At 71.0% G+C, this 22,437-nt stretch carries 18 protein-coding genes and 1 pseudogene; 11 read left to right on the plus strand and 8 right to left on the minus strand.

What is annotated here, in order from left to right:
- Positions 1 to 4: 4 nt before the first annotated feature.
- Both O7553_RS25665 and mscL read right to left on the minus strand, forming a co-directional pair.
- Positions 5 to 295: a hypothetical protein gene (locus O7553_RS25665; RefSeq protein ID WP_278173204.1), complete on the minus strand. Its 291-nt coding sequence runs from the start codon at positions 293 to 295 to the stop codon at positions 5 to 7.
- A gap of 328 nt (positions 296 to 623) precedes the next feature.
- The gene (mscL, locus tag O7553_RS25670; RefSeq protein WP_281552153.1) at positions 624 to 1,028 is read right to left on the minus strand and encodes a large conductance mechanosensitive channel protein MscL; all 405 of its coding nucleotides are present in this window, start codon (positions 1,026 to 1,028) and stop codon (positions 624 to 626) included.
- A 195-nt stretch (positions 1,029 to 1,223) separates the two neighbouring features.
- Between mscL and O7553_RS25675 the strand changes: the two genes are divergently transcribed.
- Positions 1,224 to 1,859 (plus strand): hypothetical protein, encoded by a 636-nt coding sequence (locus O7553_RS25675; RefSeq protein ID WP_281552154.1) that lies wholly within the window; start codon positions 1,224 to 1,226, stop codon positions 1,857 to 1,859.
- Positions 1,860 to 2,006: 147 nt separating this feature from the next.
- Here O7553_RS25675 and O7553_RS25680 read toward each other — a convergent pair whose 3' ends face one another.
- Complete coding sequence (locus O7553_RS25680; RefSeq protein ID WP_281552155.1) at positions 2,007 to 2,708, minus strand: FadR/GntR family transcriptional regulator; 702 nt, start codon at positions 2,706 to 2,708, stop codon at positions 2,007 to 2,009.
- 191 nt (positions 2,709 to 2,899) lie between these two features.
- Here O7553_RS25680 and O7553_RS25685 point away from each other — a divergent pair, with 191 nt between their 5' ends.
- Positions 2,900 to 4,270 (plus strand): MFS transporter, encoded by a 1,371-nt coding sequence (locus tag O7553_RS25685; protein ID WP_281552156.1) that lies wholly within the window; start codon positions 2,900 to 2,902, stop codon positions 4,268 to 4,270.
- Here O7553_RS25685 and O7553_RS25690 read toward each other — a convergent pair.
- Both O7553_RS25690 and O7553_RS25695 read right to left on the minus strand, forming a co-directional pair.
- Positions 4,188 to 4,544: an STAS domain-containing protein gene (locus O7553_RS25690; protein WP_281552157.1), complete on the minus strand. Its 357-nt coding sequence runs from the start codon at positions 4,542 to 4,544 to the stop codon at positions 4,188 to 4,190. The genes O7553_RS25685 and O7553_RS25690 overlap by 83 nt on opposite strands.
- A gap of 156 nt (positions 4,545 to 4,700) precedes the next feature.
- Positions 4,701 to 6,788, minus strand: a complete 2,088-nt coding sequence (locus tag O7553_RS25695; RefSeq protein ID WP_281552158.1) for a S9 family peptidase — start codon at positions 6,786 to 6,788, stop codon at positions 4,701 to 4,703.
- Between the two features lie 109 nt (positions 6,789 to 6,897).
- On the opposite strand from O7553_RS25695, the gene O7553_RS25700 reads away from it, so the two are divergent.
- Positions 6,898 to 8,166 carry an FAD-binding oxidoreductase gene (locus O7553_RS25700; RefSeq protein ID WP_281552159.1) on the plus strand — a complete coding sequence of 423 codons (1,269 nt, stop codon included), beginning with the start codon at positions 6,898 to 6,900 and terminating at the stop codon, positions 8,164 to 8,166.
- Between the two features lie 77 nt (positions 8,167 to 8,243).
- Here O7553_RS25700 and O7553_RS25705 read toward each other — a convergent pair.
- Positions 8,244 to 10,322 (minus strand): annotated as a pseudogene (locus tag O7553_RS25705) (SpoIIE family protein phosphatase); the annotation flags it as partial.
- Between the two features lie 111 nt (positions 10,323 to 10,433).
- Between O7553_RS25705 and O7553_RS25710 the strand changes: the two are divergent.
- On the plus strand, positions 10,434 to 14,798 hold the full coding sequence (locus O7553_RS25710) for a HAMP domain-containing protein (RefSeq protein WP_281552160.1): 4,365 nt from the start codon (positions 10,434 to 10,436) through the stop codon (positions 14,796 to 14,798).
- Positions 14,795 to 15,358 (plus strand): response regulator, encoded by a 564-nt coding sequence (locus O7553_RS25715; RefSeq protein ID WP_281552161.1) that lies wholly within the window; start codon positions 14,795 to 14,797, stop codon positions 15,356 to 15,358. The genes O7553_RS25710 and O7553_RS25715 overlap by 4 nt, the downstream gene beginning before the upstream one ends.
- A 60-nt stretch (positions 15,359 to 15,418) precedes the next feature.
- On the opposite strand, the gene O7553_RS25720 is transcribed toward O7553_RS25715, so the two are convergent.
- Complete coding sequence (locus O7553_RS25720) at positions 15,419 to 15,748, minus strand: STAS domain-containing protein (RefSeq protein WP_281552162.1); 330 nt, start codon at positions 15,746 to 15,748, stop codon at positions 15,419 to 15,421.
- Positions 15,749 to 15,865: 117 nt separating this feature from the next.
- Between O7553_RS25720 and hemL the strand changes: the two genes are divergently transcribed.
- Genes hemL through ccsB form a run of 6 tightly spaced genes read left to right on the plus strand, consistent with a single transcriptional unit; the run spans position 15,866 to position 21,918 of the window.
- Positions 15,866 to 17,233 (plus strand): glutamate-1-semialdehyde 2,1-aminomutase, encoded by a 1,368-nt coding sequence (gene hemL, locus O7553_RS25725; RefSeq protein WP_281552163.1) that lies wholly within the window; start codon positions 15,866 to 15,868, stop codon positions 17,231 to 17,233.
- Positions 17,230 to 17,877, plus strand: a complete 648-nt coding sequence (locus O7553_RS25730; RefSeq protein ID WP_123607031.1) for a histidine phosphatase family protein — start codon at positions 17,230 to 17,232, stop codon at positions 17,875 to 17,877. Before hemL ends, O7553_RS25730 begins: the two co-directional genes overlap by 4 nt.
- 1 nt (position 17,878) lies before the next feature.
- Complete coding sequence (locus tag O7553_RS25735) at positions 17,879 to 18,520, plus strand: TlpA disulfide reductase family protein (protein WP_281552164.1); 642 nt, start codon at positions 17,879 to 17,881, stop codon at positions 18,518 to 18,520.
- Positions 18,513 to 19,313 carry a cytochrome c biogenesis protein CcdA gene (locus O7553_RS25740; RefSeq protein ID WP_281552165.1) on the plus strand — a complete coding sequence of 267 codons (801 nt, stop codon included), beginning with the start codon at positions 18,513 to 18,515 and terminating at the stop codon, positions 19,311 to 19,313. Before O7553_RS25735 ends, O7553_RS25740 begins: the two co-directional genes overlap by 8 nt.
- Positions 19,313 to 20,902, plus strand: coding sequence for a cytochrome c biogenesis protein ResB (locus tag O7553_RS25745; RefSeq protein WP_281552166.1), 1,590 nt, complete (start codon positions 19,313 to 19,315; stop codon positions 20,900 to 20,902). The genes O7553_RS25740 and O7553_RS25745 overlap by 1 nt, the downstream gene beginning before the upstream one ends.
- Complete coding sequence (gene ccsB, locus O7553_RS25750; protein WP_281552167.1) at positions 20,902 to 21,918, plus strand: c-type cytochrome biogenesis protein CcsB; 1,017 nt, start codon at positions 20,902 to 20,904, stop codon at positions 21,916 to 21,918. Before O7553_RS25745 ends, ccsB begins: the two co-directional genes overlap by 1 nt.
- Here ccsB and O7553_RS25755 read toward each other — a convergent pair.
- On the minus strand, positions 21,881 to 22,435 hold the full coding sequence (locus tag O7553_RS25755; protein ID WP_281552168.1) for a GNAT family protein: 555 nt from the start codon (positions 22,433 to 22,435) through the stop codon (positions 21,881 to 21,883). The two genes, ccsB and O7553_RS25755, sit on opposite strands and share 38 nt — an antisense overlap.
- Positions 22,436 to 22,437: the final 2 nt, after the last annotated feature.

A 22,437-nucleotide genomic window follows, 5' to 3' on the forward strand; every position in this document is an offset into this window, starting at 1 on the left:
TGCGTCAGCCGCGTTCATGGACGTCCGGTTCCCCGTGTCGGCGTGCGACAAACCGTCCGTCGGAGACCTCGCGCCAGGCGCCGGGGCCGTCGATCAGGCGACGGACCGCGTCGTACGCGGACTCCTCGGTGTCGTACTCGGTGAACCGGGACCTGCCCTCGGCGCCGCCGACCCGGGCCTCGACGAACCACCTGTCGGCGTCGGCGCGGAGGAACACGTCCCGCCGGGCCAGCCGTCCCCAACTGCCGTTCCACCAGTGTTTACGCTGCTCCACCCGACGGACCCTATCGAACATCTGTTCGAGAGGATACGGCAGTGGCGGGTGGCCACCGGATCGGGCGACCGACCCGGGCACGGCGGTCAGTCCGTCTCCGGCCGCTGGTAGCAGGTACCGCAGGTGGGGTCGTCGCAGCGGGGTCGGACAAGGGTGGCTACCGCCCGCCCACCAGCGGGCTGGGCGGTCGGTCGGCCAAGGTCGGCGACAGGTCGGGTAGGGGTTGCGCAGTCCTGGGACGTGATCCCGGCTAGCTGCTCCATGCGTCAAGTGTCACGCAGATCACGTCCCGTCGCCGCCACTTTTCAAGTGCTGGGAGTAACAAGGCAACCACGGATAGCTCTTTGAATCACCGGTCGGTGCGGCGGGTCACCAGGGCGTCCCGGATCTCGGTCAGCAACTTGATTTCCTCGCTCGGCGCGGCCGGCGGCGGCTCCTCGCCCCGACGCCGACGCTCCGCGAGCCGGTTCATCGGCATGACGACCAGGAAGTACAGCGCGGCGGCGGTGAGCACGAAGGTGATCACCGCGTTGACGAAGGCCGGCCAGTCGAAGACGACGCCACGGACCGTGAACCCAGCACCGCCGATGCCCTCCTCGCCGGTCAGCAGTACGGCCAGCAGCCTGATGAACGGCTCCAGGAACGACTTGGTCAACTGGGTCACCACGGCGGTGAACGCCGCACCGATGACGATGCCGACCGCCAGGTCGACAACGTTCCCGCGCAGGATGAAATTCTTGAAGCCGTTGATCATGAGGGGCACTCCCGGCAGCTGAGCGGAATATCGGTCGACAACCTACCGCGACGATCTGCCCGCCCCGCCGGCGCACGCCCCGCTGCCCGACCCCGGCCACGGGGTGGAATGCCTGGTGACCGGCTGTCGTTGTGCATGGTCCGCCCCCGCACCACCTGGAACGGCGATCCCCCGGCACGGAGAGGTGGACCCCCCATGAACACGATCATCACCGGTACCCTCCGCGACAAGCTGCGGAACACCGCCCTCGGCATCGCCGGGCTGGCCATGGCCGGCGGCGCGATCGCCGCCCCCGCTCTGGCCGCCCAGCACACCCCCGGCGTCCGGGCTGCCACCACGGACACCGCCGTCACCACGAGTGACACCGGCGCCACCGGCGACCGCGTCGACACCGGCAAGTTGACCCCGCACGGCGTGCAGGGCGAACAGTCCCGCATCACCCTGTCCGGCGAGCAAACCGACAACGTCAAGGGCATCATCGCCGCCACGAAGAAGGCCGGCATGGACGAGCGGGCCGCCGTGGTCGCCATCGCCACCGCCCTGCAGGAGTCCAAGCTGGAGAACCTGGGCCACCTCGGTGACCGCAACGACCACGACTCGCAGGGCCTGTTCCAGCAGCGCCCGTCGTCGGGTTGGGGCACCGTCGAGCAGATCACCGACGTCGAGTACTCCACCACCGCGTTCCTGAACGGGCTCAGGGCCGTCGACGGCTGGCAGGACATGCCGCTGACCGAGGCCGCCCAGACCGTCCAGGTGTCGGCGTTCCCGTTCCACTACGCGCAGTGGGAGACCCAGGCCGCCGAGCTGGTCGCCCAGCACTGGAACAGCTGACCCACCGCACCGATCCGCAGCAGCACCGAAGCAGCGCGCCACTACCGCGCAACGCCGCTGGTCAGTACGAGGGCCGGGCCCCGCCCCCCGGGGTCCGGCCCTCGGGGCGTGAGCGTCGCGGGGTCAGTCTTGCGTGAGCGTCGCGAGTCAGTCGGTGCCGAGGTAGGCGGCCGCCTCGCTGGCCGCCCGCTCCGGGTCACCGTCGCGGATCGCCGCAACCAGCCGGGCGTGGTCGACGTGCCGGTCCGGGTGCAGGTCCGGGCCGACCGCCTCGGCGACGGTGGCCCGCATCGCAGCGCCGATCGAGTCGTACAGCTCGGACAGCATCACGTTGTGCGAGGCGGCCATGATCGCCCGGTGCAGCGTCAGGTCCGCGTCGACGAACCGGGCCAGGTCGCCCCCGCGCCAGGCCGCCTCGCGGTCGGCCAGCGCTGCGTCCAGCGACGCCACGTCCGACGGGGTACGCCGCTGCGCCGCCAGCCGGGCCGCCTCGACCTCGAACGCCCGGCGGACCTCCACGGTCTCCCGCCACTCGGCGGAGGCACAGCGGCGGGCCACCGCACCGGCCAACTCGTCGGTGGAGATCACATAGGTGCCGGAGCCTTGTCGGCACTCCAGCACGCCGGCGTGCACCAACGCGCGTACCGCCTCCCGGACCGTGTTGCGCCCGACGCCGAGCGCCTCGGCCAGCCGTGGTTCGGTCGGGATCCGGGTGCCGAGCGGCCAGTCGCCGGCGGCGATCTGCTCGCGCAACGAGTCGATCGCCTGGCGGACCAGAGTCTGCCGGGACCTGCGGGAAGTGCCGGACCGGCCGGCAGGTGCCGACGGGGAAGCTGCCGAGGGTGTCATCCGTTACATCACCCGACCATAAATCATCCCATGATTTTAGGATGGTCGACATGACTCCGCCAACCGCCCTCACCGGCCGCCCGGCTACCCGGACCGCACCGGGGTCGACCATGCCGAGGCAGACCTCATCGGGGCGGGCCGTGTCGGGGCCAAGCACGACTGGGCCAACCACGACTGGGCGGATCCAGCCGGTGCCGGCCACTGCACCGGCCGGGACGGCGACCACCGGGGCCGCCCGGCGTGGCACAGTCGTGGTGCTGATCGCGATGATCCTCGTCGCGCTCAACCTGCGGCTCGCGATCACCAGCCTCGGCCCGCTGCTGGACGAGGTCCGTACCGGCCTGGCACTGTCCGGCCTGCTGGCCGGCGTGGTGACCATGCTGCCGGCGTTGGCCTTCGCCTCGGTCGGCGCGTTCACCCCGTGGCTGGTCCGCCGATTCTCGCCACCGCAGCTGCTGGTGGCCTCGATGGCGGCGCTCGCCACCGGTCAACTGCTCCGGGTCACCATCAGCTCCGCCTGGTTGTTCGTGGCGACCAGCGCCCTGGCCCTGGCCGGAATCGCGGTGGCGAACGTGCTGCTGCCGATGCTGGTCCGGCAATACTTCCCGCACCGGGCCGGCCTGGTCACCGGCGCGTACATGATGTCGTTGACGATCGGTGCGTCGGTGTCGGCCGGTACCGCGGTCCCGATCGCCCACGCGGCCGGCAGCTGGCGGGCCGGGCTCGGCTTCTGGGCGCTGATCGCCGTCGCCGCCGCAGCGTTCTGGGTGCCGGTCGCCTGGCGGGACCGACGACGCCCGGCGACCGGCACGCCCGGCACCGTCGGCGAGCGACCGGCGAGCGGCACCGTCGGCGAGCGACCGCTGGCACGGCCGGGCGCGACGGCCGTGATCCGACCGGGCCGGACCCGGCTCGGCTGGCTGATGGCCGGCTTCTTCGGCGCACAGTCGTTCGGCGCGTACGCCCAGATGGGTTGGCTGGCGCAGGTGTTTCGCGACGCCGGTTTCCGACCGGAGACCGCCGGGCTGCTGCTGGCCGGGGTCACTGCGGTCGCTGTGCCGATCGCGCTGCTGATGCCGACGCTGGCCACCCGGATGTCGAGCCTGCGGCCGCTTGTGCTCGGCACCACCGTGGCGTCCGCACTCAGCTACGCGGGGCTGCTCTGGCTGCCGTACCAGGGTGCCCTGGTGTGGATGGTGCTGCTCGCGCTCGGTCAGGGCACCTTCCCGCTGGCGCTGGCGATGGTCGGGCTCCGGGCGCGGACCGGGGCCGGCGTGGTGTCGTTGTCGGCGTTCACCCAGAGCACCGGTTACCTGATCGCCGCGCTCGGCCCGCTCTCGGTCGGTCTGCTGTACGAGCAGACCGGCGGCTGGTTGGTGCCGATCGCGCTGCTCGGTGTGGCGCTGCTGGTGCAGACCGGTACGGGCTGGGCGATCGCCCGGCCCCGCTGGATCGAGGACGAGGCGGGCACCGCCTCGGTCAGTCGGCCGCAGCCGGCTGTGGCGCCGAGACCGCTTCGTCGACGCTCGGGAAGGTCTGTAGGACCTCGACCAGGCCGCTGACCTCCAGGATGCGCAGCACCCCGCGCTGCGGCGCGGCGAGCCGGACAACGCCGCCGGCCTCGTCGCACCCGTTCTTCGCCCGGACGAAGACCGACAGACCGGTGGAGTCGCAGAACGACACGTCGGCCAGATCGAAGACCAGCCGACTGCGACCTTTGTCCAGTAGATCCGTTATCTGGTCCTGGAGCTGGGGTGCGGTGGCCATGTCCAACTCACCACCGACCGACACGACGACGACGTCGCCACGCTGCTCCGTCTGCACCGTCAGGGACATTCGAGACCTCCAGCCATTCCGCTCGAACGGTACTCCACTTGCTGTCGTCCGCGCAGGACCGGGAGTTCGTTGCTCAGCAACCATAATCCCAGGCCGTCGGGAACCCGCCGCGACCGACGTCATCGCGGCGACGGCGGGTCCCGTCCGCCGGCCGGGTCAGCCGGCCAGCCCCACCCGGTCCAGGATCCAGGCCGTGACGAAGGCCTCCTCGTGCCAGGCGTCGTAGCGCCCGCTCGGGCCGCCGTGACCGGCACCCATCTCCGTCTTCAGCAGGTACGACCCGCCGGGAGCCACCGCGCGCAGTTTCGCCACCCACTTCGCCGGCTCGTGGTAGAAGACCCGGGTGTCGTTGAGGCTGGTCACGGCCAGGATCGGCGGGTAGTCGACGGCGGCGACGTTCTCGTACGGGGTGTACGAGCGCATGTACGCGTACACGTCGGGGTCCTCCAGAGGGTTGCCCCATTCCTCCCACTCGGTGACCGTCAACGGCAGCGTCGGGTCGAGGATCGTGTTCAGCGCGTCCACGAACGGCACCTGCGCCACGATCCCGCCGAACGCGTCCGGGGCGAGGTTGACCACCGCGCCCATCAGCAGCCCGCCGGCTGAACCGCCCCGGGCGATCAGCCGGTCCGAGGTGGTCCAGCCCGCCTTCACCAGATGTCGGGCGCAGGCCACGAAGTCGGTGAACGAGTTCTTCTTGGCCATCATCTTGCCGTCGTCGTACCAACGCCGGCCCAGCTCACCGCCGCCCCGCACGTGCGCCACGGCGAACACCACGCCACGGTCCAGCAACGACAGCCGGGGCACCGAGAACCACGGGTCCATGCTGATCTCGTACGACCCGTACCCGTAGATCACGCACGGCGCGGAACCGTCCCGGGGGGTGCCGGCGCGGCACACCACCGAGATCGGCACCCGGGTGCCGTCGTCGGCGACCGCCCATTCCCGGTGCTGCTCGTAGCCGGCCGGGTCGTAGCCGCCGAGCACCGGCTTGCGCTTGCGCAGCGCCAGGTCGCGGGTGACCAGGTCGTAGTCGTAGATGGAGTCGGGGGTGATCAGCGAGGTGTAGCGGATCCGCAGGCTGGTGGTGGTGTACTCGGGGTTGGCGTCCAGCCCGACGCTGTAGATCGGCTCGGGGAACTCGATGTCGAAGGTGTCGGTACTGCCGACCGGGAGCACCCGCAGCCCGGTCAGTCCGTCAGTACGCAGCGACACCACCAGGTGGTTGGCGAACGCGTCCACCGATTCGAGCCGGGTGCCGGGGGTGTGCCCGATCAGCGGCACCCAGTCGCCGGGGGCGTCCACAGAGGTGTACGCGAGGGCGAAGTCCTCCGCGCCGTCGTTGTGCAGGATCAGGAACCGGTGCCCATGGTGTTCGACCGAGTAGTCCACCCCCTGCCGGCGCGGGGCGATGACCACAGGCTCGGCGGTCGGGTCGGTGGCCGGCAGTGCCCGTACCTCGCTGGTGGTCTTGCTGTGCGCGTCGATCAGGATGAACCGCTCGGAGCGGGTCAGCTCGACGCCGACCCAGAACCGCTCGTCGTCCTCCTGGTGGACGATGACGTCGCGGTCCGCGCCGGTGCCGATCTGGTGGCGCCAGACCCGGTACGGCCGCCACGCGTCGTCCACGGTCAGGTAGAACAGCGCGCTGCCGTCGGCCGACCAGGCGGTGCCGTAAAAGGTCGACGGCACCTCGTCGGGCAGCACCTCGCCGGTGGCCAGGTCCTTGATCCGCAGGGTGAAGCGCTCGTCGCCGGAGAAGTCGGTGGAGTACGCCAGCCAGCGGCCGTCCGGGCTGACGTCGAAGGTGCCCATCGCGAAGAAGTCATGCCCCTCGGCGAGGGCGTTGCCGTCGAGCAGGATCTCCTCGCCGTCGATCGACACGCCGTCGACAGTGGCCGGCGGGGCCGAATCGCCGGGCCGGACGGCAAGCCGGCAGTGGATGCCGTACTGCTGGCCTTCGACGGTCCGGGTGTAGTACCAGTAGTCGCCCTTGCGGGTCGGTACCGACAGGTCGGTCTCCTGAGTACGCCGCTTCGTCTCGCCGAACAGTGTTTCGCGCAGCGCGGCGAGGTGTGCCGTGGCACCCTCGGTGTAGGCGTTCTCCGCCTGCAGGTAGGCGATCGTGTCCGGGTCGTCCTTGGCGGCGAGCCAGGCGTAGTCGTCGACGACCGTGTCGCCGTGGTGGACGCGCTCGGTCGGGACACGCTTGGCGGTCGGCGGAACCGGTGTCTGGGTCGTCACCCGGCCACGGTACCGCCCGGAGCGGGCCGCCCGGTCGCGGCGGCACGCCGCACGGCCAATCCGGATCGATTAGAACACGTGTACGATCAGCGCGGGGGGTGACTCGACGGTGATTCAGGACGTGGCCGCTCGACTGGCTGAGATCTGTGGTGCCGCGCACGTGCGCGACGCCGGCCCGGACGACGAGGTGGCGGCCGCCGCTCCGCGTTGGGTTGCGGCACCGGGCACGGCCTCGGCGACCGCCGAGGTGCTGCGCCTGTGCGCCGACCGGGATCTGACCCTGATCCCCCGCGGCTCCGGCAGCAAACTGGACTGGTGGACTCCACCGTCCTATGTGGACATCGTGCTGGACACCTCCCGGCTGGCCGGCGTCTGGCACCGCCCGCCAGGATCACGCACCGTCCGGGTCGGCGCGGGCACCCCGCTGCACACCGCCCAGCAGGCCGTCGGCCGGGCCGGCTGGCGGATGCCGCTGGACCCGCCCTCCGCGTCGGCGACGGTCGGCGGGATCGTCGCCACCGACGAGACCGGACCATTGAGCCACCGGCACGGTCCGCCGTGCCGGCACGTCACCGGGGTCGACTACGTCGACGCCGCCGGGCGGCTGGTCCGGGCGGCGTCGGAGACTGACGACGCCGGTGACGAACCGCCCCAGCTGCTCTGCGGTTCGCAGGGGGCCCTGGCGGTGCTGGTCGCCGCGACGGTCCGGCTGCAGCCGGTGCCGGCCGACCGACGCTGGGTGCGACGTACCGTGCACACCCCGCTGGAGGTACGCGACCTGGTCGGCGAGCTGACCGTCGACGGGCTGCACCCGGTGGCGGTCGAGCTGGACCTGCCGGCACACGCCGCGCGCACCGTCCGGCCGTCCCAGGTGCCGCCCGGTGGGCAGCTCGCGGTGCTGTTCGAGGGCGAGCCGGGTCTGAACCGGCAACGCGCCGGCCGGGCGGCGGCACTGCTCGGCGGGGACGCCGTCGACACCGCCCGACCGCCGGTCTGGTGGCGGCGTTACCCGTTTACCGCCAGCGACATCGCTCTGCGGCTCGACGTACCGGCCGCGCACCTGCACGCCGCGATCTACGCGGTGCGCGACGCGGTCGGCGCACCCATCGGTGTTCGCGGTTCGGTCGGCACCGGCCTGGTGCACGCCGTACTTCCCGGGTCGACCACGCCGGAGCGGGTCGCCGAGACCCTGGCGACGGTTCGGTCGGTGCTGCTGGCGCGCAGCGGCAGCTGCGTGGTGCTGACCGCGCCCGCCGAGGTCCGACAGGCCGTCGACATCTGGGGCCACCGGCCGGGCCTGCCCCGGCTACTTGAGCTCAAGCAACGGTTCGACCCGCAGCACCGGCTGGCGCCCGGCCGGTTCACCGGCGGGTCGTGACCGGGTCACCCGGTCAGTCGGTCACGCGCTGGTCTGGGTGGGCGGCGAAGGCCGGCCGGGCCGGCCTTCGTCGCCGGCTCGTTGCGTACCACCAGGATCGCGATGTCGTCGCGAGGTGCCTCGACCGAGAAGTCCAGCGTCGTGGTGCGCAGCCGGGCCGCCACCACGTCGGCGGAGAAGCCGGCCAGCGGTGCCGCGGCACGGCGCAGCCGCTCGGCGCCGAACAGCTCCCGCCCGTTGCGCCGCTCGGTGATCCCGTCGGTGTAGAAGACCAGCGAGTCGCCGGGTGCCAAACTGAGATCCACCGACGGCGCGACGATCTCCTCCAGCAGCCCGAGCGCCGTGCCGCCGGCACCGACGAACCGGGCCTGCCCGTACCCGCTGATCAGCACCGGCCGGTCGTGGCCGGCCAGGTGCAGCCGGACGTCCAGCTGGTGGTCGGCGGTCACCGTCACGGCGGCCATCGCGAGGGTGCAGTAGCGGCCGCCGCCCCGCTCGACGAGCGTGTCGTTGAGCCGGGCCAGCACCTCCGGCAACGCCTTTCCGTCGCGTACCAGCACCCGGATGACGTCCCGGACCAGGCCGGTGACGGTGGCGGCCTGCACCCCCTTGCCGGACACGTCGCCGACCACCACCAGCCAGCGGCCCTCCGACAGCGGCACCACGTCGTAGAAATCCCCGCCGACCTCGACCGCGTCGCCGCTGGGCACGTACTCGGCGGCCAGCCCGATCCCGCCGATGGTGGGCAGTCCCGGCGGCAGCAGCGACTGTTGCAGGGTGTGCGCGACCCGCCTGCGTTCCTGATGAATCCGGGCGTTGTCGATGGCCAGCGCGGCCCGCCGGGCGACGTCTTCCAGGACCGACACCTCGTCCGGGTCGTGTCGGTGCCGTTGGTGCCGGCCGACCGCGAGGGTGCCGAGCCGCTGACCCCGGGCCACCAGCGGTACGGCGAAGCCCTCCATCGGCGCGCCGAGCGGCACCTGTGATCCGCTGCGCGACGCCTCCCGCAGCCGGGCCAGCACCGAGTCGGGGCCGGACTCGCGCAGCGTGGCGTGCAGCGCGGGCAGGACCGTCTCGTCGGTGTGGCTCGCGGCGGCCAGCTGCAGCTGGCCCCACTCGTCCGCGGTGTGCACCGCGCACCACCGGCCGAGCCGGGGCACCACCAGCTGCGGGATCAGCGCCATCGTCAGGTCGACGTCGAGTGACTGGGCGAGCAGTTCACTCGCTTCGGCCAGGAAGGTCAGCCAGGTCTGCCGGCGCAGGTCGGCGCGGCGCAGCCGGTCGTTCTCCAGGTGCAGCGAAAGCCGCTCGGCGACAAGCGCGGCCAGTGGCCGGGCGTAGTCCGACGGCGCGGCGTCGAGTTCGAGTTCCCCGGAGTACGGCCGGTGCACGGTCAGCGGTACGCGCAGCAGTTCACCGGAGCGTGGCTGCCGGCCGTACCGCGCCAGGATCTGGACCCCGTTGCCGTCGCCACGGTCCAGCCGGACGGTGCCACCGGCCGCGCCGACCAGGTCCGCGACCCGGGCGAGCAGGCTGCCGGCCAGGTCCGCGAGCGGATCGTCGGCATGCGGTTCCGGCCCGGCCTGCATCAGCGCGGCGAGTGTCCCGGCGCTGGGCGCGGCCGGCGGCCGGGTGTGGTGATCATCGTCGGCGGCGGGTGCCAGCCGGGTGCCGGCCGGCACCGGCGGAAACCAGTCGTCCGGTGCCGGTGGGGTGCCGTGCCGGTCGAGCCGGAACCAGACCCCCTTGCCGGTGCGCAGGTGGGTGGTGCCCCACCGGCTGGCGAAGTGGTCGACGAGGAGCAGGCCCCGGCCCCGCTCGGACACCTCGGAGATGTTCTGCCGCTCGTTGCGGGGCAGCGCGGCGACGTTCTCGATCGGGCCGGCGGCGAAGTCGGTGACCGTGACGGTCAGCCCGACCGGGTCGGCCACCACCTCGATGATCAGCTCGGTGCCGGCGTGCACGACCGCGTTGGTGGACAGCTCGGTGGTGAGCAGCAGCGCCTCGTTGATCAGTTCATCCAGGGCAGCTTCGGACAGTACCGACCTGACCACCGCACGTGCGGTGGCCGGGGTCCGTCGGTCGGCCGGCAGGCGAACCCGCCGGACATGCTCACTCCCGGTGCCGGTGGCGGAACGCTCGGCCCTAGCTGTCACCTGCCGGTTCCTCCGATCCCCTGACAGATTGGTGCGGGCATGCGCCTCGCATCTGCCACGGTAGTCGAGCAATGATGAGGTCAGCCCACTCCCAGAGCTGAGCGAGGAGTTATGACCAGCGCGAAACAGCTGTCCTCCGACCAACGGCCGGCGATCGACGAGACCGCGCTGCTGACCGAGCTCGCCGAGGCGCTGCGCCGGGTGGGGCAGGGGGATCTGAAGGTACGGCTGCCCCGCCGGGTCGGGGTGGCCGGCGAGGTCGCCGACGCCTTCAACGAGGTGGTCTCGCTGCAGGAACGTCAGCACCTGGACCTGCGCCGGATCAGCCGGATCGTCGGCCGGGACGGCCGGCTCAGCGAACGCCTCGACGAGGAGGGCTTCGGCGGCGCCTGGGCGGACAACCACCAGGCGATCAACGCGCTGATCGACGACCTGGGTCGACCGACCACCGAGATCGCCCGGGTGATCCGGGCGGTCGCCGAAGGTGACCTGTCCCAGCACATGGAGCTGGAGATCGACGGACAGCCGCTGCGCGGCGAGTTCCTGCGGATCGGCCGGACGGTGAACACGATGGTCGGCCAGCTGTCGTCGTTCGCCGACGAGGTCACCCGGGTCGCCCGGGAGGTGGGCACCGAGGGCAAGCTGGGTGGCCAGGCGCGGGTCAAGGGGGTCTCCGGCACCTGGAAGGACCTGACCGACAACGTCAACTCGATGGCCTCCAACCTGACCCACCAGGTCCGGTCGATCTCCCAGGTGGCCACCGCGATGTCGCGGGGCGACCTGTCGCAGAAGATCACCGTGTCGGCCAAGGGTGAGGTCGCCGAGCTCGCCGACACGATCAACATGCTGACCGACACGCTGCGGTTGTTCGCCGAGCAGGTCACCCGGGTCGCCCGCGAGGTCGGTACGGAGGGCAAGCTGGGCGGGCAGGCCCAGGTGCCGAACGTGGCCGGCACCTGGAAGGACCTGACCGACAGCGTCAACTCGATGGCGTCGAACCTGACCGCCCAGGTCCGCAACATCGCCCAGGTCTCCACGGCGGTCGCCAAGGGCGACCTGTCACAGAAGATCACCGTCGCCGCCCAGGGTGAGATTCTCGAACTGAAGTCGACGGTGAACACGATGGTGGATCAGCTGTCGTGGTTCGCCGACGAGGTCACCCGGGTCGCCCGCGAGGTCGGTATCGAGGGCAAGCTGGGCGGGCAGGCCCAGGTCCGCGGGCTCTCCGGGACGTGGCGTGACCTCACGCAGAACGTGAACCAGCTGGCCGGCAACCTGACCAGTCAGGTTCGCAACATCTCCCAGGTCTCCACGGCGGTCGCCAAGGGCGACCTGTCACAGAAGATCACCGTCGACGCACGCGGCGAGATCCTCGAACTCAAATCGACCGTCAACACCATGGTCGACCAACTGTCGCTGTTCGCCGACGAAGTCACCCGCGTCGCCCGCGAAGTCGGCACGGAAGGCAAACTCGGCGGCCAGGCGCAGGTCAAGGGCGTCTCCGGCACCTGGCGCGACCTCACCGACAACGTCAACTCGATGGCCTCCAACCTCACCAGCCAGGTCCGCAACATCGCCTCGGTCACCACCGCCGTCGCCAAGGGCGACCTCTCCCAGAAGATCACCGTCGACGCACGCGGCGAGATCCTCGAACTCAAATCGACCGTCAACACCATGGTCGACCAACTGTCGTCGTTCGCCGACGAAGTCACCCGCGTCGCCCGCGAAGTCGGCACCGAGGGCAAACTCGGCGGCCAGGCCCAGGTGCGCGGGGTGGCCGGGACGTGGCGGGACCTGACCGACAACGTCAACTCGATGGCCTCCAACCTGACCGCCCAGGTCCGCAACATCGCCCAGGTCTCCACGGCGGTCGCCAAGGGCGACCTGTCACAGAAGATCACCGTCGACGCACGCGGCGAGATCCTCGAACTCAAATCGACCGTCAACACCATGGTCGACCAACTGTCGTCGTTCGCCGACGAAGTCACCCGCGTCGCCCGCGAAGTCGGCACCGAGGGCAAACTCGGCGGCCAGGCCCAGGTCAAGGGCGTCTCCGGCACCTGGCGCGACCTCACCGACAACGTCAACTCGATGGCCTCCAACCTCACCAGCCAGGTCCGCAACATCGCCTCGGTCACCACCGCCGTCGCCAAGGGTGACCTCTCCCAGAAGATCACCGTCGACGCACAGGGCGAGATCCTCGAACTCAAATCGACCGTCAACACCATGGTCGACCAACTGTCGTCGTTCGCCGACGAAGTCACCCGCGTCGCCCGCGAAGTCGGCACCGAGGGAGAGCTTGGCGGCCAGGCGCAGGTCAAGGGTGTCTCCGGCACCTGGCGGGACCTCACCGAGAACGTCAACCAGTTGGCGTCCACCCTGACCACCCAGCTACGGGCGATCGCCCAGGTCTCCACCTCGGTGACCCGAGGCGACATGACCCAGCACATCACGGTTCAGGCGCAGGGCGAGGTCGCCGAGCTGAAGGACAACATCAACCAGATGATTGTCACTTTGCGGGACACCACCAAGAAGAACGCCGAGCAGGGCTGGCTGGACTCGAACCTGGCGCGGATCGGTGGTCTGCTGCAGGGGCAGCGGGACCTCGGCGAGGTCTGCCGCATGATCATGAATGAGGTGACGCCGCTGGTCGACGCGCAGCTCGGCGCGTTCTTCCTCGCCGACGCCGACGACGGGGTGACCCGCCTCGGGCTCACCGCCGCGTACGGCTATGTCGCCCGGGACCACAAGATCATTTTTGGTCCGGGTGAAGGGCTGGTCGGCCAGGCCGCCGTCTCCCGCCGGACCATCCGGGTCGGCGCCGGCGCCACCGGGGCGCTCACCCTGCGCTCCGGTCTGCTCAGCATCCCGCCCCGGGACCACGTGGTGCTGCCGGTGCTGTTCGAAGGCGAAATGCTCGGAGTGATCGAGTTCGCCTCCGTCGCCGCCTTCTCCGAGCTGCACCTGGCGTTCCTGGAGCGGCTGGTCGCCACGATCGGCATCGCGGTCAACACCATCCAGGCCAACAAGCGCACCGAGGAGCTGCTCGCCCAGTCGCAGCGGCTGGCCAACGAGATGCAGGCGCAGTCGGCCGAACTGCAGCGCACCAACGCCGAACTGGAGGACAAGGCCCGGCTGCTGTCCGAGCAGAAGGGCAACATCGAGACCAAGAACCGGGAGATCGAACTGGCCCGGATCGGCCTGGAGGAAAAGGCCCAGCAGCTGTCCCGGGCCTCGGCGTACAAGTCGGAGTTCCTGGCCAACATGAGCCACGAGCTGCGTACCCCGTTGAACTCGCTGCTGCTGCTGGCCCGGCTGCTGGCCGACAACCCGGACGACAACCTCACCGAGAAGCAGATCGAGTTCGCCAAGACCATCCACAGCGCCGGCTCCGACCTGCTGTCCCTCATCGACGACATCCTCGACCTGTCGAAGATCGAGGCCGGCCGGATGGACGTGCAGCCGGCCGAGGTGCCGTTCGGCGAGATCCGGTCGTACGTCGAGCAGGCGTTCGCACCGCAGGTCGACGAGAAAGGGCTGGAACTGCGCGTCGAGGTGGCGCCGGACCTGCCCCCGGCGGTCGTCACCGACGCACAGCGACTGCAGCAGATCCTGCGCAACCTGCTCTCCAACGCGGTGAAGTTCACCGACTCGGGGTCGGTGACACTGCAGATCGCCCCCGCCCCGCAGGACCTGACCTTCGAACAGCCAGCGCTGTCCACCGCCGACCAGGTGGTCGCCTTCACAGTGATCGACACCGGGATCGGCATCTCCGACGACAAGCTCTCCCTGATCTTCGAGGCGTTCCAGCAGGCGGACGGGACGACCAGCAGGCGGTACGGCGGCACCGGGCTCGGCCTGTCGATCAGCCGCGACCTGGCCCGGCTGATCGGCGGCGCGATCTCCGTGTCGTCGGTGCCGGGCGAAGGGTCCACCTTCACGCTGTACGTTCCCGACGTGCTCAACACCGACGCGGTGCTGCCGCCGGCACCGTTGCCGGCCGCCGCGCCGATCCGCACCGCGCTGCCACCGCTGACCCGGCCGATCGAGGTGGACCGCCCCGAACCGCCGACCACCCGGCGGCTGGACGGGGCCACCGTACTGATCATCGACGACGACGTCCGCAACGTCTTCGCGCTGACCAGCGCGTTGGAGCTGCACGGGATGACCGTGATCTACGCGGACAACGGGGTCGACGGCGTACGCAAACTCGCCGAACGCCCCGAAGTGAACATCGTGCTGATGGACGCGATGATGCCGGACCAGGACGGTTACGAGACGACCCGGATCATCCGCCGCAACGAACGCTTCGCGGACCTGCCGGTGGTCTTCCTGACCGCCAAGGCGATGCCGGGTGACCGGGAGTCCGCGCTGCAGGCCGGGGCGACGGACTACATCACCAAACCGGTGGACCTGGACGAACTGATCACCCTGATGGTGACCTGGATCAACGCGGCTGAGGAGTTGAACTCGTGACTGCCGGATCGGCGAAGGTACTTCTGGTGGACGACCGGCGGGACAACCTGCTCGCTCTGGAGGCGATCCTGCAGGGGATGCCGGTGCAGGCCGTGGCGGTGGAGAGCGGCGAGGACGCGCTGAAGAAGCTGCTGGTGGACGACTTCGCGGTGATCCTGCTGGACGCGCAGATGCCGGAGATGGACGGATTCGAGACGGCCAACCACATCAAGCGTCGCGAACGCACCCGGCACGTACCGATCCTGTTCCTGACCGCCGCGGACCGCGACGCCCAACTCGCCCTGCGCGGGTACGCCGCCGGCGCGGTCGACTACCTGATCAAGCCCTTCGACCCGTGGGTGCTGCGGGCCAAGGTCGGCGTCTTCGTCGACCTCTGGGTGAAGAACCGCCAACTCGCCACCCAGGCGGACCTGGTCCGGCAGCGGGACGAACAGGTACGGCAACTGTGTGCGGCGATCGACCGGGCGACCGCCCGGCTGCGCGACGGCGAGGTGGCTCCGGCCGAGGTCGCCGACGAGTTGGAGACGGCCCGCTGGGGCGGCGACGGCCGGGCCGGCTGACCGCAACGGCCGGGCCGGCCGCCGCCGGACTGACCGCGAGGCCTAGCTGGCCGCCCCGGGTCAGCCGGCGCCGTTACGGATGGTGAGCGCCGACCGCAGCCCGGTGATGTTCAACACCCGGTGCAGGAACTCGCCGACGTTGGTGAGCAGCAGCAGACTCTGCGCGTGGCTGGCCTTGCGGGTGAGCACCACCAGGGTGCCCAGACCCTGCGAGTCGCAGAAGGTGACACCGGCCATGTCCAGCACGATCCGGGCCGGCGCGTCACCGAGCAGATCGTTGACGGTGGTGGACAGCTGGGCGGCGGTGAGCATGTCGATCTCACCGACGAGGCGTAGCACAGCCTCATCGGGAGTGCGCCGCAACGCGATCGACAACTCCGCCCGCTCCACCCGGCCAGCGTATCGCGACAGCGCGAGCCCGGCCCTGGTACGGCGGTCGCCGCAACCCGGGCGTTGGGCAGGGTCGGATGTGCGGTCCCCTGGTGACGCTGCCACAATGGCAGGGCCGTGACTGCCACCGAAACTGCCGGCGCCCGCCCGTACCCGGCGCACGCGCCCGCATCCCAGGCCCTGTTCGACCGCGCCACCGGGATCATCCCTGGCGGGGTCAACTCGCCCGTGCGCGCCTTCAGGGCGGTCGGCGGGACCCCCAGGTTCATGGTCCGGGGGTCCGGCCCGTGGCTGTTCGACGCCGACGACCGCCGTTACCTCGACCTGGTCTGCTCCTGGGGACCGCTGATCCTCGGCCACGCCCACCCCGAGGTGGTCGCCGCGCTCAGCGCAGCCGCCGCGCACGGCACCAGCTTCGGTACGCCGACGCCCGGCGAGGTGGCGCTGGCCGCCGAGATCGTCGACCGTACCCCGGTGGAGCAGATCCGGCTGGTCAACTCCGGCACCGAGGCGACGATGTCGGCGATCCGGCTGGCCCGGGGGCACACCGGTCGACCCAGGATCGTCAAGTTCGCCGGCTGCTACCACGGCCACGTCGACGCGCTGCTCGCCGCGGCCGGCAGCGGGGTGGCCACCCTCGGGCTGCCCGACTCGCCCGGGGTGACCGGTGCCGCCGCCAGCGAGACGATCGTGCTGCCGTACAACGACGTGGCGGCGGTGGAGGCGACCTTCGCCGAACACGGCGACCAGATCGCCGCGATCATCACCGAAGCGGCCGCCGGCAACATGGGTGTGGTGCCGCCGGCCCCCGGCTTCAACGCCGCGCTGGCCCGGATCGCCCACGCGCACGGCGCGCTACTGATCGTCGACGAGGTGATGACCGGGTTCCGGGTGGCCCGGGGCGGCTGGGCCGAGCTGGAGCCGGTCGACGCCGACCTCTACACGTACGGCAAGGTGATGGGTGGCGGCCTGCCGGCCGCCGCGTTCGGCGGCCGGGCCGAGATCATGCGGCAGCTGGCCCCGGCCGGCCCGGTCTACCAGGCCGGTACGCTCTCCGGGAACCCGCTGGCCTGCGCCGCGGGACTGGCCACGCTCCGGCTGGCCGACGCCGACCTGTACCGGCAGCTCGCCGACACCGCGACCCGGGTCGCCGAGCTGGCCACCGGGGCGCTCACCGCCGCCGGGGTGCCGCACCGGCTCTCCACCGCCGGCACCATGTTCTCGATCTTCTTCACCGACGCCGAGGTCACCGACTACGCTGGCGCCCGCCTGCAGGACGTCGACGCGTACCGCGCCTTCTTCCACGCGATGCTCGCGCACGGCGTCTACCTGCCCCCCAGTGCGTTCGAGGCATGGTTCGTCTCGGCGGCGATCGACGACGCCGCCCTGGAACAGCTCGCGGCTGCGCTGCCAGCCGGGGCCGCAGCCGCCGCTGCGGCAGCGGACGGCGCGCTGCGGGCACCGACGCTGGGGGAAAACGGATGAAACGGACGGTCGTCCACGTACTGCGGCACGGCGAGGTCCACAACCCGGAGAAGATCCTCTACGGCCGGCTGCCCGGTTTCCGCCTCTCCGAACTCGGTGTGCAGATGGCGAAGGCGGCCAGCCAGGCCCTCGCCGACCGGGACGTGGTGCACGTTGTCGCCAGTCCGTTGGAACGCGCCCAGGAGACCGCCGAGCCGATCGCGGCCCAGTTCCGGTTGCCGGTGTCGGTCGACGAACGGCTGATCGAGTCGGCCAACTGGTTCGAGGGCCGGCGGGTCTCCCCCGGCGACGGATCGTTCCGCGACCCGCGCAACTGGTGGGTGCTGCGCGATCCGGTCACCCCGTCGTGGGGCGAGGCCTACACGGCGATCGCCGAGCGGATGTTCGCCGCGGTGCACGCCGCCCGGGTCGCCGCCGAGGGTCACGAGGCGGTCTGCGTCTCCCACCAGCTGCCGATCTGGACGCTGCGCCGCTACCTGGAACGCAAGCGTCTCTGGCACGACCCGCGCCGCCGGCAGTGCGGCCTGGCCAGCCTGACCGCGATCCACTTCGAGGACGCGAAGGTGGTCGGCATCGGCTACTCCGAGCCGGCCGCCCACCTGATCGCCATGTCGCCGTCGGCGCGGACGGCCAAGGGCGCCTGAGATGCGGTCGGCACGTCGTGGGCTGATCACGCCGGGCCGTCGGTCGGTCGCCCTTCTCGCCGGTACGTTGGCCGCCGCGCTCGCCCTGACCGGCTGCGCGGCCAGCGACTGGACGACCGACTGCGAGACCGATCAGCGAGGCGTGATCCGATGCACCGGCGACGACCGGCCGGCAGCGCCGGAGCTGGACGCCGAGCTGCTCGACGGCTCCGCGTTCGATCCGGCGGCGTACCGGGGTCAGGTCCTGGTGGTCAACTTCTGGGGCTCCTGGTGCCCGCCCTGCCGAGCCGAGGCCGCCGACCTGGAAGCCACCTACCAGGCGACCCGGGACCAGGGGGTGCGTTTTCTCGGCATCAACGTCCGCGATGAACGGGACAAGGCCCGCGCCTTCGAGGCGGGCCGGGTGACGTACCCGAGCCTGTTCGACCCGGCCAGCCGGCTCGCCCTGGACTTCAACATCCCGCCGAACAGCATCCCCGCGACGATGATCATCGACCGGAGCGGCCGGATCGCCACCGTCGTACGCGCCGAGATCCGTCAGGACGGCCTGCAGCCGCTGGTCGAACAGGTCGCCGCAGAGGCGACCGGCGACGATGCCGAGGCGTCCGGCACCGGCACCGAGCCGGATCCGGCCGATGGGTGAGACGTTCGCCGAGATCGCCCGGGGCGGTCCGGTACTGCTGGCTCTCGGCCTGGCCGCACTGGCCGGACTGGTCAGCTTCCTCTCCCCGTGCATTCTGCCGCTCGCCCCCGGCTACCTGTCGTACGTCACCGGACTGGCCGGCTCCGACCTCGACGCCGCCGGTGGCCGCAGCGGCAGCGGTGGCGGCGCGAGTGCTGGCGGTTCCTTCGGCGGCCGGCACGGCCGGGTGCTGGCCGGAACCCTGCTGTTCATCAGCGGGTTCACCGTGGTCTTCACACTCACCGCGATCCTGATGGCCAGCGTCGGCCGTCACCTGTTCGTCTACCAGCGGCCGGTGGAGATCGGCGTCGGGCTGCTGATCGTGCTGTTCGGGTTGGCCTTCCTCGGTCTGGTACCCGGCCTGCAACGCGAGGTGCGGGTACGCCGGCTGCCGGAGGCCGGCCTGGTCGGCGCCCCGGTGTTCGGCGCGGTCTTCGCGCTGTCCTGGACGCCGTGCGTCGGCCCCACCCTCGGCGCGGTGATGGGGATGGCGACGGTCAGCGGCCAGACCGACCGGGCGGTGGCGCTCGCCGTGGCGTACTGCCTCGGACTCGGTCTGCCGTTCGTCGTCTTCGGCCTGGCGTTCCGCCGGCTGCTCGGCGTGTTCACAGTGATCCGGCGCAACAGCCGCTGGGTCACCCGGGTCGGCGGGGCGATGCTGATCCTGGTCGGGGCGGCGCTGGTCACCGGCGCCTGGACCGACTTCGTCATCTGGTTCCAGGCCACCGTCGGGGCCGGCGAGGTCGGCATCTGATGTCCCGGCCGGATCCGGCGCTGGTCCTGCTGCGCAACTCGTGGCGGCAGCTGACCAGCATGCGGACCGCGCTGATTCTCCTCTTCCTGTTGGCCGTGGCGGCGATCCCCGGTTCGCTGCTACCGCAACGCGACGTCAACATCGAAAACGTCGACGCGTACTTCGCGGCGAACCCACGGCTGGCTCCGGTGCTGGACCGGCTCGGCATGTTCGACGTGTTCGCCTCGACCTGGTTCGCGGCGATCTACCTGCTGCTTTTCACCTCCCTGGTCGGCTGCATCGTGCCCCGGCTGCGCGAGCACGTACGGGCGTTGCGGGCGGCGCCGCCGGCCGCGCCGCGCCGGCTGGACCGGCTGCCGCAGCACGCCAGCTGGACCACCGCCGGCGACACCACGGCCGGCGACCCACCCGCCGCCGCGCGGGACGCGATCGCCGCCGAACTGCGCCGCCGCCGCTGGCGGGTCACCGTCACCGACGACAGCGTCGCCGCCGAGAAGGGCCACCTGAAGGAGACCGGCAATCTGGTCTTCCACCTGTCGCTGATCGGCGTCCTGCTCGGGGTCGCCGTGGGCAGTTGGTTCGGCTGGAACGGCAACCGGCTACTGGTCGCCGGGCCGGACACCGCGTTCTGCAACACCGTGCAGCAGTACGACGAGTACCGGCTCGGCCCTCGGATCTCCGACGGCGACCTGCCCCGGTTCTGCCTGGAGCTGACTGACTTCACCGCCACCTTTCTGGAGTCCGGGCAGCCGGCGAGCTACTCCGCCGAGGTGCGGGTCGACGCCGACGGCGGTGCCGCCCGGACCGAGACGTTCTCGGTGAACTCCCCGCTGCGCCTTGACGGCGCCAACATCTACCTGCTCGGGCACGGCTACGTGCCGGTGCTGCGCTACACCGACCGCTACGGGCAGGCGCAGAACGTCTCCGCGCCGTTCCTGGCCGTCGACGGGATGCTGACCAGCGAAGGGGTCGCCAGCTTCCCGGACGCCAACGTCGACCCGGCGAACGGCGAACGTGATCCGCAGCTTCAGGTGGCCTTCGAAGGGCTCTTCCTGCCGTCCGCCCCGCCGCAGCCGCCGTATGTCCGCTCCACCCACCCGGAGCTGCGCGACCCGGCGGTGATGCTGTGGGCGTACCGGGGCAACCTTGGGCTGGACGCCGGTATCCCCGGCTCGGTCTACCAAATCGACCAGCGGCAGGTGGAGGCCGGCCGGCTGCTGCCGGTCGGTGACCCGCAGCTGCTGCGGGTCGGCGAGACGATGACCCTGGACGACGGCACCACCATCGAATTTCTCGACATCTCGCAGTACGTGACCCTGTCGGTCCGGCACGATCCCGGCAGCGGCCTGCTGCTGGCCAGCTCGGCGGCGCTGCTGCTCGGGCTGATGCCGGCACTGTTCGGCCGGCGACGTCGGGTGTGGTTCAGGGTCACACCGGCCGGCCCCGACGCAGCGTCAACGACACCCGGTAGTAGCTTGGTCGAGGCCGGTGGGCTGCCGCGCACCGACCATCCCGGGTTCGGCGACGAGTTCCGGGAGCTCATCCGGGCACTCGGCGGCGACGCCGGGCCACGGGAAGGACGGCACTGATGTCAGCACTGTCGGATCAACTCCTGGTAGTGGCGATCTTCGCGTATTTGCTCGCGATGATCTGCCACGCGGTCGAGGCCGGGTTCGGCACCCGGCGTACCGCGCCGGTCGTGGTCCGCGAGCGGGAACTCGCCACCGCCACTGTTGCCGCCGGGTCGTCGTCGACGACGTCCGGCCCGACCCCGGACGGCCCGGTCTTCAAAGCCCCGATCCTGGACGGTCCGGTCGGGGTGGAGCCGGATCCGCAGGAGCGGACCGGCTGGCCGGCGGTCGGACTCGCCGGCTGGTTCGCCGTCGGCGCCACCGTGCTGGGTGCCCTGTTCCACCTGGCCTGCCTGGTCACCCGGGGGGTCGCCGCCGAGCGGCTGCCGTGGGGCAACATGTACGAGTACATGCTGGCGATCACCTTCGTCGGGGTGGCCGCCTGGCTGGTGCTGGTCTACCGGCGGCCGTCGCTGCGGCTGCTCGGCCTGTTCGTCGCGCTCGTCATGGTCGTCCTGCTCGGCCTGGCCGGCCTGGTGTTCTACACCCCGATCACCCCGCTGGTGCCGGCCCTGCAGTCCTACTGGTACGCCATCCACGTCTCCACGATCATGGCATCGTCCGGACTGCTGCTGCTCGGGTCGATTCCGGCCACGATGTTCCTGCTGCGGTCCGGCTACGAGCATGGTCGGCGCGGGTTCCCGTACCTGCTGGCCAAGCGGGTCCCGGCCGCCGCCTCGCTGGAACGGCTCACCTTCGGGCTGCACGCGATCGGTTTCCCGGTCTTCACCTTCGCGGTTATCGCCGGGGCGATCTGGGCCGAACACGCCTGGTCGCGGCCGTGGGCCTGGGACCCGAAGGAGACCTGGGCGTTCATCTCCTGGGTGATCTACGCCGGCTACCTGCACGCCCGGGCCACCCCGAGCGTCCGGCGGACCACGGTCACCTGGATCGCGATCCTCGGCTTCCTCACCATGCTGATGAACCTGATCGGGGTCAACTACTTCTTCGAGAGCCTGCACTCCTACGCCTGACAGCGGTGGAGAAGTCGTCCCGCAGCAGGCCGTAGATCATGACGTCGCGCCAGCATCCGCCACGGAACTCCGCGCTGCGCAGCGTGCCCTCGTGCCGGAAGCCGAGACGTTCCAGGATGCGCTGCTCGACGACGTTCTCCGGTTGGGTGACCGCCTCGATACGGGGTGCCGCCGAGTGCTCGAACAGGTACGCGCAGAGCAGGCGCTGCGCGGCCGACCCGACACCGTGGCCGCGGTACTCGGGCAGCAGGGATATGCCGATCCCCCAGTAGCAGCCGTTGCCCTGGCTGACCTTCGCCCACGCCACGAACCCAGCCGGCTCGTCGTCGACGGTCACGGTCATCCGGCTGTCGTCCTCGCCGAGCCAGCCGTCCTGCTGGAGTCGGCGGGCCAACTCGCCGGAGTCCCGATGCCCGTACCAGTTCGGACCGATGAGACCGGGCTCCAGCCGGAACCGCAGCAGGGCATCGAGATCCCGGTCCAGAATGGGACGTATCGCGACCGGCTTCGCATCCATGG

Origin of the sequence: Solwaraspora sp. WMMA2059 (assembly GCF_027497315.1) — a bacterium.
Classification (GTDB): Bacteria; Actinomycetota; Actinomycetes; order Mycobacteriales; family Micromonosporaceae; genus Micromonospora_E.